General features: G+C 55.0%; 13 protein-coding genes and 2 tRNA genes. All 15 read left to right on the plus strand.

The genetic code is table 11. The features are described from left to right. Window positions 1-50 precede the first annotated feature (50 nt). The 15 genes from folP to ACUTQW_RS12945 all read left to right on the plus strand — a co-directional run bounded on the left by folP (window position 51) and on the right by ACUTQW_RS12945 (window position 15,393). The gene (gene folP / locus ACUTQW_RS12875) at window positions 51-884 is read left to right on the plus strand and encodes a dihydropteroate synthase (RefSeq protein WP_166728526.1); all 834 of its coding nucleotides are present in this window, start codon (window positions 51-53) and stop codon (window positions 882-884) included. Window positions 885-891: 7 nt separating this feature from the next. After that, window positions 892-2,229, plus strand: a complete 1,338-nt coding sequence (gene glmM / locus ACUTQW_RS12880) for a phosphoglucosamine mutase (protein WP_004952846.1) — start codon at window positions 892-894, stop codon at window positions 2,227-2,229. Window positions 2,230-2,479: 250 nt separating this feature from the next. Beyond that, the gene (secG, locus tag ACUTQW_RS12885) at window positions 2,480-2,815 is read left to right on the plus strand and encodes a preprotein translocase subunit SecG (protein ID WP_004952849.1); all 336 of its coding nucleotides are present in this window, start codon (window positions 2,480-2,482) and stop codon (window positions 2,813-2,815) included. A 77-nt stretch (window positions 2,816-2,892) separates the two neighbouring features. Then, window positions 2,893-2,979: transfer RNA gene (locus ACUTQW_RS12890), tRNA-Leu, on the plus strand. 60 nt (window positions 2,980-3,039) lie between these two features. Further along, window positions 3,040-3,116, plus strand: a tRNA-Met gene (locus ACUTQW_RS12895). Between the two features lie 217 nt (window positions 3,117-3,333). Then, window positions 3,334-3,786 carry a ribosome maturation factor RimP gene (rimP, locus tag ACUTQW_RS12900; RefSeq protein ID WP_004952852.1) on the plus strand — a complete coding sequence of 151 codons (453 nt, stop codon included), beginning with the start codon at window positions 3,334-3,336 and terminating at the stop codon, window positions 3,784-3,786. 21 nt (window positions 3,787-3,807) lie between these two features. Next, window positions 3,808-5,316, plus strand: a complete 1,509-nt coding sequence (gene nusA, locus ACUTQW_RS12905) for a transcription termination factor NusA (protein WP_004952855.1) — start codon at window positions 3,808-3,810, stop codon at window positions 5,314-5,316. A gap of 24 nt (window positions 5,317-5,340) precedes the next feature. Next, on the plus strand, window positions 5,341-8,028 hold the full coding sequence (infB, locus tag ACUTQW_RS12910) for a translation initiation factor IF-2 (RefSeq protein WP_004952860.1): 2,688 nt from the start codon (window positions 5,341-5,343) through the stop codon (window positions 8,026-8,028). Window positions 8,029-8,096: 68 nt separating this feature from the next. Further along, window positions 8,097-8,507, plus strand: coding sequence for a 30S ribosome-binding factor RbfA (gene rbfA, locus ACUTQW_RS12915; protein WP_004952863.1), 411 nt, complete (start codon window positions 8,097-8,099; stop codon window positions 8,505-8,507). Next, window positions 8,507-9,451, plus strand: a complete 945-nt coding sequence (gene truB / locus ACUTQW_RS12920) for a tRNA pseudouridine(55) synthase TruB (protein WP_004952866.1) — start codon at window positions 8,507-8,509, stop codon at window positions 9,449-9,451. Before rbfA ends, truB begins: the two co-directional genes overlap by 1 nt. A gap of 124 nt (window positions 9,452-9,575) precedes the next feature. Then, complete coding sequence (rpsO, locus tag ACUTQW_RS12925; protein ID WP_004933502.1) at window positions 9,576-9,845, plus strand: 30S ribosomal protein S15; 270 nt, start codon at window positions 9,576-9,578, stop codon at window positions 9,843-9,845. Between the two features lie 256 nt (window positions 9,846-10,101). After that, window positions 10,102-12,225, plus strand: a complete 2,124-nt coding sequence (gene pnp, locus ACUTQW_RS12930; protein WP_006323268.1) for a polyribonucleotide nucleotidyltransferase — start codon at window positions 10,102-10,104, stop codon at window positions 12,223-12,225. Window positions 12,226-12,353: 128 nt separating this feature from the next. After that, complete coding sequence (gene nlpI, locus ACUTQW_RS12935) at window positions 12,354-13,238, plus strand: lipoprotein NlpI (protein WP_006323270.1); 885 nt, start codon at window positions 12,354-12,356, stop codon at window positions 13,236-13,238. A 123-nt stretch (window positions 13,239-13,361) separates the two neighbouring features. Then, complete coding sequence (gene yrbN, locus ACUTQW_RS12940) at window positions 13,362-13,436, plus strand: protein YrbN (protein WP_223499600.1); 75 nt, start codon at window positions 13,362-13,364, stop codon at window positions 13,434-13,436. Beyond that, complete coding sequence (locus ACUTQW_RS12945; protein ID WP_004952874.1) at window positions 13,426-15,393, plus strand: DEAD/DEAH family ATP-dependent RNA helicase; 1,968 nt, start codon at window positions 13,426-13,428, stop codon at window positions 15,391-15,393. The genes yrbN and ACUTQW_RS12945 overlap by 11 nt, the downstream gene beginning before the upstream one ends. Window positions 15,394-15,476 lie beyond the last annotated feature (83 nt).

The raw sequence follows: 15,476 nt of genomic DNA on the forward strand, positions 1-15,476 counted from the left end.
TTTTATTGCCCGGCGGGCAGTGATCCAGGCGACAGTAAGGTGAATTAGCGATGCAGTTAACCGTGCGAGACATGACTCTCGATCTCTCCCATCCACGGGTGATGGGGATCCTCAATGTAACCCCGGATTCTTTCTCTGACGGCGGCCGTCACAACACCTTGAATCAGGCGTTGTTGCATGCGCATGCGCTGATTTCAGCCGGTGCGACCATGATTGACGTGGGCGGAGAGTCGACCAGGCCGGGAGCCGCGGAGGTCAGCGAAGAGGAGGAGATCGCACGCGTGGTGCCTGTGGTGGAAGCAATTGCCCGGCGTTTTGAAGTCTTTATCTCGGTGGATACTTCGAAAGCGGGGGTGATTCGCGAGTCGGCTAAAGCGGGTGCGCATCTGATCAATGACGTTCGCTCGCTGCAGGAGCCGGGTGCGCTGGAGGCTGCCGTGGCAAGCGGGCTGCCGGTGTGCCTGATGCACATGCAGGGCGAACCGCGCACCATGCAGCAGGCGCCGCATTATGACGACCTGATCGCCGATGTGAATGCATTTTTCCAGCGGCATATCGAACGTTGCAATGCCGCCGGCATTACAAATCAGAAATTGCTGCTCGACCCGGGATTCGGTTTCGGTAAGAATTTGGCTCACAATTATCAACTGCTGGCCAGATTGTCAGAGTTTCATCACTTTGGCCTGCCGCTGTTGGTAGGGATGTCGCGTAAGTCGATGATTGGACAGCTGCTGAATGTCCCCCCTGAACAGCGGGTTATCGGCAGCGTGGCCTGTGCGGTGATCGCCGCTATGCAGGGCGCACAGATTGTCAGAGTGCATGACGTTAAAGAAACCGTCGAGGCGATGCGTGTCGTCGAGGCAACACTTTCAGCTAAGGGATGACAGAGACATGAGCGAGCGCAAATATTTTGGTACCGACGGCATTCGTGGCAAAGTCGGCGATAGCCCTATTACCCCGGATTTCGTGCTGAAACTTGGCTGGGCTGCGGGTAAGGTACTGGCACGTCACGGCTCCCGCAAAATCATTATCGGTAAAGATACCCGCATTTCCGGCTACATGCTGGAGTCGGCGCTGGAGGCCGGCCTGGCCGCTGCGGGGTTATCCGCTTCTTTCACCGGTCCGATGCCGACGCCGGCGGTGGCTTATCTGACGCGTACCTTCCGTGCCGAAGCCGGTATCGTGATCTCTGCATCACATAACCCATTCTACGACAACGGTATTAAATTCTTCTCCATTGATGGGGCCAAGCTGCCGGATCATGTCGAAGAGGCCATTGAAGCCGAAATGGAAAAACCGCTGACCTGCGTGGAGTCTGCCGAGTTGGGTAAGGCGAGCCGGATTATCGATGCCGCCGGCCGTTACATCGAATTCTGCAAAGGCACCTTCCCGAGCGAACTGAGCCTGAAGGGCCTGAAAATCGTGGTGGACTGCGCCAACGGCGCGACCTACCACATCGCACCGAGCGTGTTGCGAGAGCTGGGCGCTACGGTGATTGCTATCGGCGTTGAGCCGGATGGCATGAACATCAATGAGAAATGCGGCGCGACCGACGTTCGCCAACTGCAAGAACGCGTACTGCTGGAAAAAGCGCACGTCGGTCTGGCGTTTGACGGTGACGGCGACCGCGTGATGATGGTTGATCACCTTGGCAACAAAGTGGATGGCGACCAGATCTTGTACATCATCGCCCGTGAGGGGTTGCGTCAGGGCCAGTTGCGCGGTGGCGCAGTCGGTACGCTGATGAGCAACATGGGCCTGGAACTGGCGCTCAAGCAGCTTGGTATCCCGTTTGCCCGCGCAAAAGTGGGTGACCGCTACGTACTGGAGAAGCTACAGGAGCTGGGCTGGCGCATTGGCGCAGAAAACTCCGGCCACGTGATCCTGCTGGATAAAACCACAACGGGTGACGGCATCATCGCCGGCCTGCAGGTGCTGACCGCGATAGTGCGTAACAGCATGAGTTTGCACGACCTGTGCAGTGGCATGAAACTGTTGCCGCAGATCCTGGTTAACGTGCGTTTTGTCGGCGAGCACAACCCGTTGGAGTCTGACGATGTGCGTAAAGTCACCGAGCAGGTTGAAACCGAGTTGGCTGGCCGTGGCCGCGTTCTTTTGCGTAAATCAGGTACCGAACCCTTGATCCGCGTGATGGTGGAAGGTGAGGATGAACAGCAGGTTACCGCGCTGGCGCACCGTATCGCCGATGCTGTAAAGGCGGCCGGTTAACGGATTGCCGAGAGCCGGGGGCTGTTTGGGGCCCCCGGAAAACACAGCCTGCGAATTTTATTGGTGTTTTTTTCCGCAAACACGCCGGCTGCTGCAAATTGCCCTTGCGCGGGTTAGCGGCTTTGGTTAGTATTCACACCCGCTTCAGTGGGCAGTTTGATACAACGCCTGCGACTTCTTAATAGAAAAGAAGCCTTTGGGGTGTGAAGCATTTGGCACGCGGTGAAGCCGCAAGGATACGGGTACAACTATGTACGAAGCTCTTCTGGTAATTTTCCTGCTGATCTCAATCGGGCTTGTTGCTCTGATTATGCTGCAGCAAGGTAAAGGCGCTGATATGGGAGCCTCATTCGGAGCAGGTGCGTCTGGCACATTGTTCGGTTCGAGTGGTTCCGGTAACTTCATGACCCGCATGACGGCTATTCTGGCGGCATTGTTCTTCGTCATCAGTTTGATCCTGGGCAACCTGAGCACCAACCAGAGCAAGAAAGGCAGCGAGTGGGAAAACCTGGGTCAGCCAGTGAAATCTGAGCAGACTACCGCACCGGCAGCACCAACCAAGCCGAGCAGCGATATCCCACAGTAAGCGGCAAGCAGTCACAGAGTTTGAAAACGGTTGTTGTTACCTCAATAAAATAACAGCCGTTAGCAGCAAGAATCAGTACCGAGGTGGTGGAATTGGTAGACACGCTACCTTGAGGTGGTAGTGCCCTAACGGGCTTGTGGGTTCGAGTCCCATCCTCGGTACCAAATCCCAGAGATAACTTGCAATTTTGCAATTATCGGCGTAATATTTGCCACGTTTTCGGACGCGGGGTGGAGCAGCCTGGTAGCTCGTCGGGCTCATAACCCGAAGGTCGTCGGTTCAAATCCGGCCCCCGCAACCACTTTCCTTTAAGTGTTTATTTTCAAATACACTTTTCGATTGAATTCCGCTTTTCTCGAACAACATTTGAAAATGACACTTGTTAGAAAGTTGCACCGAAGCCGCTTTGCGGCAAACAGGGTCCAGTTGCATAAAGCCCCGAATTTTCGGGGTTTTTTGTTATTTGGCAACAGAATCACTGGGCTATTAGGCCCTTTTTTTATGTCTTGGGGGTGGGCTTGTCCACATTAGAGCAAAAATTAACAGAGATGCTTTCGGCACCGGTAGAAGCGTTGGGCTTTGAGCTTGTAGGCATCGAATTTATTCGTGCGCGCCAATCGACGCTCCGTATCTATATTGATAGTGAAAACGGCATCAATGTTGACGATTGTGCTGATGTCAGCCACCAGGTCAGCGCTGTATTGGACGTCGAAGAGCCAATCACAGTCGCTTACAACTTGGAAGTCTCCTCTCCTGGCCTTGATCGCCCGATGTTCACCGCTGAGCACTATACTCGTTTCCTCGGTGAAGAAGTCAGCTTGGTCCTGCGCATGGCCGTACAGAACCGTCGCAAATGGCAGGGCATTATCAAGTCTGTCGATGGCGAAATGATCACGGTTACTGTGGAAGGGAAAGATGAAGTGTTCGCGCTGAGCAACATCCAGAAAGCGAACCTGGTACCCCACTTTTAAAGTTTGGATGAGGCAACTAGGATGAATAAAGAGATTCTGGCTGTTGTTGAAGCTGTTTCCAACGAAAAATCCCTTCCGCGTGAGAAGATTTTCGAAGCGTTGGAAACCGCATTAGCCACCGCAACCAAGAAAAAATACGAGCAGGAAATTGAGGTTCGCGTCAGTATTGACCGCAAAACCGGCGATTTCGATACCTTCCGTCGTTGGGTCGCCGTAGATGAAGTGACCCAGCCAACGCGTGAAATCACGCTGGAAGCCGCTCAGTATGAAGAGCCGGGCATCGAGTTGGGCGGGTACATTGAAGATCAGATCGAATCTGTGACCTTTGACCGCATCACCACCCAAACCGCGAAACAGGTTATCGTACAGAAAGTACGTGAAGCCGAACGCGCCATGGTCGTCGACGCTTTCCGTCAGCACGAAGGTGAAATCGTCACCGGCGTGGTGAAGAAAGTTAACCGTGACAGCATTGCGCTGGACCTGGGCAGCAACGCAGAAGCGGTCATTGGCCGTGAAGACATGCTGCCGCGCGAAAACTTCCGTCCGGGCGACCGAATTCGCGGCATATTGTACGCCGTCCGTCCTGAAGCTCGTGGCGCACAGCTGTTCGTCAGCCGTTCCAGCGCAGAGATGCTGAAAGAACTGTTCCGCATCGAAGTGCCGGAAATCGGCGAAGAAGTGATTGAAATTAAAGCGGCAGCCCGTGATCCTGGCTCCCGTGCAAAAATTGCTGTGAAAACCAACGACAAACGCATCGACCCGGTCGGCGCTTGCGTAGGTATGCGCGGTGCGCGCGTTCAGGCCGTTTCGAGCGAGCTCGGCGGCGAACGTATCGATATCATCCTGTGGGATGATAACCCTGCGCAGTTCGTCATCAACGCCATGGCGCCGGCAGACGTTGCCTCGATCGTGGTTGATGAAGATAATTGCACCATGGATATCGCCGTCGAAGCCAGCAATCTGGCACAGGCGATCGGCCGTAATGGCCAAAACGTGCGTTTGGCTTCCCAATTGTTAAAACAGCATCGTGACGATGACCGTTGGGAACTGAACGTGATGACGGCGGACGATCTGCAGGCCAAGCACCAGGCCGAAGCTCATGCCGCCATTGATACCTTCACCAAGTATCTTGATATCGACGAAGATTTCGCCACCGTACTGGTCGAAGAAGGCTTCTCTACTCTGGAAGAGTTGGCTTACGTGCCAATCAAAGAGCTGCTGGAAATTGACGGTCTGGATGAAGATATGGTTGAAGCGTTGCGCGATCGCGCCAAAGCTGCATTGACCACGCTTGCCCTGGCCCAAGAAGAGAGCCTGGGCGACCAAAAACCTGCTGACGATTTGCTCAACCTTCCGGGTCTTGAGCGCAGCATGGCCTTTAAACTGGCCGCGCGTGGGGTTTGTACGCTGGAAGATCTTGCCGAGCAGGGTGTTGACGATCTGGCGGATATTGAAGGGCTTAGCGATGAGCAAGCCGGCGAGCTGATTATGGCCGCACGTAATATCTGTTGGTTTGGCGACAACGCGTAATAAACTGTAGCAGGAAGGAACAGCATGACGACAGATGTAACCGTAAAATCGCTGGCAGCAGAGATTCAGACTCCAGTTGATCGCCTGGTACAGCAGTTTGCTGATGCAGGGATTAACAAGTCTGAGACAGACTCTGTGACCCAGCACGAGAAAGAAGCCTTACTGGCGCACCTTAACCGTGAACACGGTAGTGCGCCGGGTAAGCTCACGTTGCAGCGCAAAACGCGCAGCACCTTGAATATTCCGAGCACCGGCGGTAAAAGTAAATCGGTGCAAATCGAAGTCCGCAAGAAACGCACTTATGTAAATCGCGATACGCCAGAAGCCCAACAGGCTGAAGCGGCAGAGCAGGCACAGCGTGAAGCGGAAGAGCAGGCACAGCGCGCAGCGGAAGAGCTGGCGAAACGCGAAGCAGAAGCAAAGCGCGCAGCCGAAGACCAAGCCAAACGTGAGGCCGCGGAGATTGCTAAGCGTAATTCAGCGGAAAAAGAAAAAGTGACCAATCAACATACCGACGAAATGACCAAGCCAGCTCAGGCAGAAAAAGCACGCCGTGAAGCCGAAGCCGCAGAACTGAAACGTAAAGCGGAAGAGGAAGTGCGCCGCAAGGTTGAAGAAGACGCCAAACGCGTAGCGGAAGAAGCGCGCCGTATGGCCGAAGAGAACGGCGAGAAGTGGGCTGAAGCTGAAGCAGCAAGCGCTGCGGTTGAAACAGCCGATTACCACGTGACCACCTCTCAGCACGCCCGTGCAGCCGAAGACGAAAACGACGCCAAAGTTGAAGGCGAACGCCGCGCCCGCACTCGTGGCGGTAAAGCGACCAAGCAGAAGAAAGGCAACAAGCTTTCCGAGTCTAAAGCAGACCGTGAAGAAGCGCGCGCCGTTACCCGTGGCGGTAAAGGCAAGCGTAAGCCAAGTACTCTGCAGCAGGGCTTCAACAAGCCGGCTCAGGTGGTTAACCGTGACGTTGTGATCGGCGAAACCATCACCGTAGCCGAACTGGCTAACAAAATGGCGGTTAAAGGCTCTCAGGTCATCAAAGCGATGATGAAACTGGGCGCAATGGCCACCATTAACCAGGTCATCGACCAGGAAACCGCACAGCTGGTTGCCGAAGAGATGGGCCACAAAGTTATCCTGCGTCGTGAGAACGAGCTGGAAGAAGCGCTGATGAGCGACCGTGATACCGGTGCTGCCGCCGAGTCACGTGCACCTGTCGTGACCATCATGGGCCACGTTGACCACGGTAAAACTTCTCTGCTGGACTACATCCGCTCCACCAAGGTGGCAGCAGGCGAGGCCGGTGGTATTACCCAGCATATCGGTGCTTACCACGTAGAAACCGACAACGGCATGATCACCTTCCTGGATACCCCAGGCCACGCAGCCTTTACCTCAATGCGTGCCCGCGGTGCTCAGGCGACAGACATCGTTGTTCTGGTTGTTGCAGCCGACGACGGCGTGATGCCGCAAACCATCGAAGCTATTCAGCATGCGAAAGCAGCGAAGGTGCCGTTGGTGGTTGCAGTGAACAAAATCGACAAGCCGGAAGCCGATCCGGACCGCGTTAAGCAGGAACTGTCCCAGTACGGCGTTATGCCGGAAGAGTGGGGCGGCGAAGCACAGTTCGTTCACGTATCTGCGAAAGCCGGTACCGGTATCGACGAACTGCTGAACGCTATCTTGTTGCAGGCCGAAGTTCTCGAACTGAAAGCCGTACGCAGCGGCATGGCCAGCGGCGTGGTTATCGAATCCTTCCTGGATAAAGGCCGTGGTCCGGTTGCTACCGTGCTGGTACAAGAAGGTACGCTGAACAAAGGCGATATCGTTCTGTGTGGCTTCGAATACGGCCGTGTACGTGCCATGCGTGACGAACTGGGTCGCGAAGTGACCTCTGCGGGTCCTTCTATTCCGGTTGAGATCCTGGGCCTGTCCAGCGTTCCTGCCGCTGGTGATGAAGCGACCGTGGTGCGTGACGAGAAGAAAGCGCGTGAAGTTGCGCTGTACCGTCAAGGCAAGTTCCGCGAAGTTAAACTGGCGCGTCAGCAGAAATCTAAACTGGAAAACATGTTCGCTAACATGACCGACGGTGAAGTTTCTGAGCTGAACATCGTACTGAAATCTGACGTACAGGGTTCTTGTGAAGCGATTTCCGAATCACTGCAGAAACTCTCTACCGACGAAGTGAAAGTGAAGATTGTCGGCTCCGGCGTAGGGGGTATCACCGAAACCGACGCAACGCTGGCAGCGGCTTCCAACGCTATCATCCTGGGCTTCAACGTCCGTGCCGACGCTTCTGCGCGCCGCGTGATTGAAGCTGAAAGCCTGGATCTGCGTTACTACTCCGTCATCTATAACCTGATCGACGAAGTGAAGCAGGCGATGAGCGGTATGCTGGCGCCTGAGTACAAGCAGCAGATTATCGGTCTGGCCGCCGTGCGTGACGTGTTCAAATCTCCGAAATTTGGTGCCATCGCAGGTTGTATGGTTACCGAAGGGACGATCAAGCGTCACAACCCAATCCGCGTTCTGCGCGACAACGTGGTTATCTATGAAGGCGAGCTGGAATCCCTGCGCCGCTTCAAAGATGACGTTAACGAAGTCCGTAACGGCATGGAATGTGGTATCGGCGTTAAGAACTACAACGACGTGCGCGTCGGCGACATGATCGAAGTGTTCGAAATCATTGAGATTCAACGCACCATCGCTTAACGCTTGCACATCTGCTTAAGTCTGTTCCGGGGGGCCTTGTGCCCCCCGATTTGTCTGGAGAATCCATAATGGCAAAAGAATTCAGCCGCGGTCAGCGCGTGGCACAAGAGATGCAAAAAGAGATTGCTATCATTCTGCAGCGTGAAGTCAAAGATCCGCGTATCGGCATGGCTACCGTTTCTGGTGTAGAAGTTTCTCGTGATTTGGCCTATGCCAAGGTTTACGTCACCTTCCTGAACGTGTTGACCGAAAACGCCGATCCGGATCTGGTGCCTAAAGGCATTAAAGCTCTGGAAGACGCTTCCGGCTACATCCGCACGCTGCTGGGTAAAGCCATGCGCCTGCGCGTAGTGCCTGAGCTGACCTTCGCGTACGACAACTCACTGGTGGAAGGCATGCGCATGTCCAACCTGGTGACCAACGTCGTGAAGAATGACGCCGAACGCCGTTCTGCATCAGGCGATGACGAGGAGGCTTAATGAGTCGCCCTCGTCGCCGCGGCCGTGATATTCACGGCGTACTGTTGCTGGACAAACCGCAGGGTCTGTCGTCCAACGACGCTCTGCAAAAAGTGAAACGCCTGTATAACGCCAATCGCGCGGGCCACACCGGCGCGCTCGACCCGCTGGCGACCGGCATGCTGCCGATTTGCCTGGGTGAGGCGACCAAGTTCTCGCAATTCCTGCTCGACTCCGATAAACGCTATCGTGTCATTGCCAAGCTGGGTCAGCGTACCGACACCTCGGATGCGGACGGCCAGATTGTGCAAGAGCGCCCGGTGAATTTCACTCAGGCGCAACTCGATGCGGCGCTGGACAGCTTCCGCGGCGATATCAAGCAAGTGCCGTCGATGTACTCGGCGCTGAAGTACCAGGGCAAGAAACTCTACGAGTATGCGCGCCAGGGTATCGAAGTGCCGCGTGAAGCGCGCAGCATCACGGTTTATGAACTGCAGTTCATTCGCTGGGAAGGCGACGAGCTGGAGTTGGAAATCCACTGTTCGAAAGGCACCTACATCCGCACCATCACCGATGATCTCGGTGAACTGCTGGGCTGCGGCGCGCACGTGATCTATCTGCGCCGTTTGCAGGTAGCGACTTATCCGATCGAACGCATGGTCACGCTTGAGCAGTTGAACGCGTTGCTGGAGCAAGCCCAGGCGCAGGAAATCGCGCCTGGCGAGTTGCTCGATCCGTTGCTGATGCCGATGGACAGCCCGGTAGAAAACTACCCGGAAGTGAATTTGCTGCCGGTCGTTGCGGGTTACGTCAAGCAGGGGCAGCCGGTACAGGTTGCCGGCGCACCGGCTTCGGGCATGGTGCGAATGACCGAAGGTGAAGAGCGTAAATTTATCGGCGTAGGTGACATCGCCGATGACGGTCGCGTAGCGCCGCGCCGCCTGGTGGTCGAACATTTCGACTGAGGGTGGAAAAACGCACTGCCTTGCGATCGCACTGCGCTAAGAGTAGAATGGCGCAGCTTATGCATTGGGTTGCTGAATTAGAGATCGGCGCCTGTATTTATTATCTATAATCTGGAGTATGACAATGTCTCTAAGTGTTGAAGCTAAAGCTCAAATCGTAGCTGATTTTGGTCGTGGTACTAACGACAGCGGTTCTACCGAAGTTCAGGTTGCCCTGTTGACTGCGCAGATCAACCATCTGCAAGGCCACTTCTCAGAACACAAAAAAGATCACCACAGCCGTCGTGGTCTGCTGCGTATGGTTTCTCAGCGTCGTAAGCTGCTGGATTACCTGAAGCGTAAAGATGTAGCACGTTACACCAGCCTGATCGAGCGTCTGGGTCTGCGTCGCTAATCTAGCAAGTTTCAGCGGAAAGGGGCCTATTTTGGCCCCTTTCTTCTAGGAAGCATAAGCAAATCAGGTTAATGTATTACTGATGTTTCCAAACAGGTTCTTCCGTTACAGAGGTTCGCGCGGCTAATGAGAGGCTTTGTCTCAGGCTTGAGATAAGGATTGTCATTAGTCGCGAGGATGTAGTGAGAAGGCAAATCGAGTCACTGGCGTGTCGAGTCGTCAATACGATTGCGCGCCGTTAATCAAGGATATAATTTTGCTGACACCGATCATTCGCAAATTCCAGTATGGCCAGCATACCGTCACCATCGAGACCGGTATGATGGCTCGTCAGGCCACCGCCGCCGTTATGGTGAGCATGGATGACACCGCAGTATTCGTTACCGTAGTTGGCCAGAAAAAAGCCAAGCCAGGCCAAAGCTTCTTCCCACTGACCGTTAACTATCAGGAGCGTACTTACGCTGCTGGTCGTATCCCGGGCAGCTTCTTCCGTCGTGAAGGCCGTCCGAGCGAAGGCGAAACCCTGACCTCACGCCTGATTGACCGTCCGATCCGTCCACTGTTCCCGGACAGCTTCCTGAATGAAGTGCAAGTGATCGCGACCGTAGTTTCCGTTAACCCGCAGGTAAACCCGGACATCGTTGCGATGATCGGCGCTTCTGCTGCCCTGAGCCTGTCCGGTATTCCGTTCAACGGCCCAATCGGCGCTGCACGCGTGGGTTACATCAACAATCAGTACGTGCTGAACCCAACGACCGACGAGCTGAAAGAAAGCAGCCTGGACTTGGTGGTTGCCGGTACCGCTGGCGCAGTGCTGATGGTTGAATCCGAAGCTGACGTTCTGAGCGAAGATCAGATGCTGGGCGCTGTGGTCTTTGGCCATGAGCAACAGCAGATTGTTATCGAAAACATCAACTCCCTGGTTGCCGAAGCCGGTAAGCCTAAGTGGGACTGGCAGGCACCTGCAATCAACGAAGCGCTGCACGCGCGCGTTGCAGAACTGGCAGAAAGCCGTCTGGGCGACGCTTATCACATCACCGAAAAACAAGAGCGTTACGCTCAGGTAGATGCGATCAAGAGCAGCGTAGTTGAAGCCCTGCTGGCGCAGGACGAGACCCTGGACGCGTCTGAAATTCAGGACATCCTGGGCAGCGTTGAGAAAAACGTTGTACGTAGCCGCGTGCTGCGTGGCGAGCCGCGTATCGACGGCCGTGAAAAAGACATGATCCGTGGTCTGGACGTGCGCACCGGCGTGCTGCCGCGTACCCACGGTTCCGCACTGTTCACCCGTGGCGAGACTCAGGCTCTGGTTACTGCAACGCTGGGCACCGCCCGTGACGCGCAAAACCTGGACGAGCTGATGGGCGAGAAAACCGACAGCTTCCTGTTCCACTACAACTTCCCTCCGTACTCCGTAGGTGAGACCGGTATGGTGGGTTCGCCTAAACGTCGTGAAATTGGTCACGGTCGCCTGGCGAAACGCGGTGTATTGGCTATGATGCCTAAACCAGAAGATTTCCCGTACACGGTGCGTGTGGTTTCCGAGATCACCGAATCCAACGGTTCTTCTTCAATGGCTTCTGTCTGCGGTGCCTCTCTGGCGCTGATGGACGCAGGCGTGCCAATCAAGGCAGCCGTTGCGGGTATCGCAATGGGCCTGGTTAAAGAACAAGATAACTTTGTCGTTCTGTCCGACATTCTGGGTGACGAAGATCATCTGGGCGATATGGACTTCAAAGTAGCCGGTAGCCGTGACGGTATTACCGCGCTGCAGATGGACATTAAAATTGAAGGCATCACCCGCGAAATCATGCAGGTGGCACTGAACCAGGCCAAGGGCGCGCGTCTGCACATCCTGGGCGTGATGGAACAGGCTATCAGCACCCCGCGTGGCGATATCTCTCAGTTCGCACCACGTATCCACACTATCCGAATCAACCCGGACAAGATCAAAGACGTGATCGGTAAAGGCGGCTCTGTCATCCGTGCGCTGACCGAAGAGACCGGTACTACCATCGAAATCGAAGATGATGGTACGGTTAAAATTGCTGCTACCGACGGTGAGAAAGCCAAGTTCGCTATCCGCCGCATCGAAGAGATCACCGCAGAGATCGAAGTGGGCCGTATTTACCAGGGTAAAGTGACCCGTATCGTTGATTTCGGTGCATTCGTGGCGATCGGCGGCGGTAAAGAAGGTCTGGTGCACATCTCTCAAATCGCTGACAAGCGCGTTGAGAAAGTGACCGACTATCTGCAGATGGGTCAGGAAGTACCGGTTAAGGTACTGGAAGTTGACCGTCAGGGCCGTGTGCGTCTGAGCATCAAAGAAGCTACAGCGCCAGAAGCAGGTTCATCTGCACCTGCGCCTGAAGCAGAATAACTGTATAGATAGATTTACAGCTCCCCGCCATGGGGTTGGGAGCTGTTCGTATCGCGCGGGTAGGATGCCTGCGTATTAGCAAACGGATGACAGGATGTTCATCCAATGTTTGTCTTCGGGAGTGGGAAATGAAGCCTTTCTTGCGCTGGTGTTACGTTGCGACAGCACTCATGCTGGCAGGATGCAGCAACCATGATTGGCGTAAAGACGAAGTTTTGGCGATCCCGTTGCAGCCAACGCTGCAGCAGGAAGTGATCCTGGCGCGCATGGAACAAATACTTGCCAGCCGGGCACTGACGGACGATGAGCGTGCGCAGCTTTTATATGAGCGCGGTGTGCTGTATGATAGCCTCGGGCTACGTGCACTGGCGCGCAATGATTTCTCGCAAGCGCTGGCGATGCGTCCTGATATGCCAGAAGTTTTCAACTACCTGGGCATTTACTTAACGCAGGCAGGCAATTTTGATGCTGCCTATGAAGCGTTTGATTCTGTACTAGAGCTTGATCCAACTTACAATTACGCGCGTTTAAACCGGGGCATCGCACTGTATTATGGCGGCCGCTTCCCGTTGGCGCAGGATGATCTGCAGGCGTTTTATCAAGACGACCCAAACGATCCCTTCCGTTCGTTGTGGCTGTATCTTGTGGAAAGAGAAATCGATCCCAAGAAGGCTGACGTAGCGCTCCAGCAGCGTTATGACAAAGCGAACCGAGGGCAATGGGGATGGAATATTGTCGAATTCTACCTGGGCAACATCAGTGAAAAAACGCTGATGGAAAAGCTCAAGGCAGATGCAACGGATAACACTTCGCTCGCTGAGCATCTCAGTGAAACTGACTTCTATTTGGGTAAACACTACCTGAGTCTGGGGGACAAGGACACCGCTTCGGCGCTGTTCAAACTGACGGTTGCTAACAACGTTCATAATTTCGTTGAGCACCGCTATGCATTGTTGGAATTGGCGCTGTTGGGCCAAGAACAAGACGACCTATCGGAATCGGACCAGCAATAGCTGACGAACAACTATCAGCCTGATATACATTGGTTTTATAGCCAAAGTTATCGCCTTAACGGGCGAGGGCTTCTTTGTTCGTTTTATAATCTAATTTGAGCCGGTTCACACTTTTCAATGAAAATGACTGAAAATTTTCTCGACGAGTTATGTAGACTGGCTGCCATTATTAATGAGGCACGTGTACATGACTACTGAGCTTGAAACCTCTTTTGCTGACCTGGGGCTGTCTGCTCCTATCATTTCTGCCCTGACCGATCTGGGCTACGAAAAACCGTCACCGATCCAGGCTGAGTGTATTCCTCACCTGTTGAACGGCCGTGATGTGCTGGGCATGGCACAGACCGGTAGCGGTAAAACTGCAGCGTTCTCGCTGCCACTGCTGCACAACCTTGACGCTTCCCTGAAAGCACCACAGATTCTGGTGCTGGCACCGACCCGCGAACTGGCGGTTCAGGTTGCTGAAGCGATGACTGATTTCTCTAAACATATGACTGGCGTTAACGTTGTTGCCCTGTACGGCGGCCAACGTTACGACGTACAGCTGCGCGCCTTGCGTCAGGGCCCACAAATCGTAGTGGGTACCCCAGGCCGTCTGCTGGACCACCTGAAACGCGGCACGCTGAACCTCTCTAACCTGAGCGGTCTGGTGCTGGATGAAGCCGACGAAATGCTGCGCATGGGCTTTATCGAAGACGTAGAAACCATCATGGCGGAGATCCCGGCTGAACATCAGACCGCGCTGTTCTCTGCAACCATGCCGGAAGCGATCCGTCGCATTACCCGTCGCTTCATGAAAGATCCGCAGGAAGTGCGCATTCAGTCCAGCATCACTACCCGTCCGGACATCAGCCAGAGCTACTGGACTGCGCAAGGCATGCGCAAGAACGAAGCGCTGGTGCGTTTCCTGGAAGCTGAAGACTTTGATGCGGCGATCATCTTCGTGCGTACCAAAAACGCGACCCTGGAAGTGGCTGAAGCGCTGGAGCGCAGCGGTTACAGCAGCGCCGCACTGAACGGTGACATGAACCAGGCACTGCGTGAGCAGACCCTGGAGCGTCTGAAAGACGGTCGTCTGGATATCCTGATCGCTACCGACGTTGCCGCTCGTGGTCTGGACGTTGAGCGTATCAGCCTGGTTGTGAACTACGACATCCCTATGGATTCCGAGTCTTACGTTCACCGTATCGGCCGTACCGGTCGTGCTGGTCGCGCCGGCCGCGCGCTGCTGTTCGTGGAAAACCGCGAACGCCGCCTGCTGCGCAACATCGAACGCACCATGAAGCTGACCATTCCAGAAGTTGAGCTGCCAAATGCAGAGCTGCTGGGTGAGCGTCGTCTGGCCAAGTTCGCCGCTAAAGTACAGCAACAGCTGGAAAGCAGCGATCTGGACATGTACCGCGCACTGCTGGCTAAACTGCAGCCGGAAGAAGAGCTGGAAATGGAAACCCTGGCCGCAGCACTGCTGAAAATGGCGCAGGGCGAACGTCCTCTGATTCTGCCACCGGATCCGGTGTTCAAACCGCGTCAACGTCGTGAGTTCAACGACCGTGACGATCGTGGTTCTGATCGTGGCAACGACCGTCGCCGTGACGCGCGTCCAGACAGCCGTGACGGTGGTGCCGAGCGTCCACGTCGCGAACGTCGTGACGTTGGCGAAATGCAGCTGTACCGCATTGAAGTGGGCCGTGATGACGGTGTGGAAGTTCGTCATATCGTTGGCGCGATCGCTAACGAAGGTGACATCAGCAGCCGTTACATCGGTAACATCAAGCTGTTTGCTGGCCACTCCACCATCGAACTGCCAAAAGGCATGCCGGGCGAGATCCTGTCTCACTTCACCCGTACCCGCATCCTGAACAAGCCGATGAACATGCAATTGCTGGGCGATGCACAGCCGCATGAACGTCGTGAGCGTCGCGAAGGCGGTGCTCCAGGTGCAGGTGGCGAGCGTCGTGGCGGTGCTCGTCCGTTCAACGGCGAACGTCGTGAAGGTGCCGGCGCACCGCGTCGTTCTTTCAGTGAGCGTCGCGAAGGCGGTGCTCCAGCTGCAACTGGCGAACGTCGTGGCAACGCCAGCCGTGACGGTCAACGCGCACCGCGTCGTGATGATGCCGCTCCGGCTGCACCACGTCGCCGTTTCGGTGATGCATAACGTCTGATTTAACCGTTCGCGGTTAGTCACACTGAAAAACCAGCCTTCGGGCTGGTTTTTTTATGCCTGAAATTTGCCGTTAA

This window comes from Serratia sp. TSA_7, assembly GCF_052692135.1.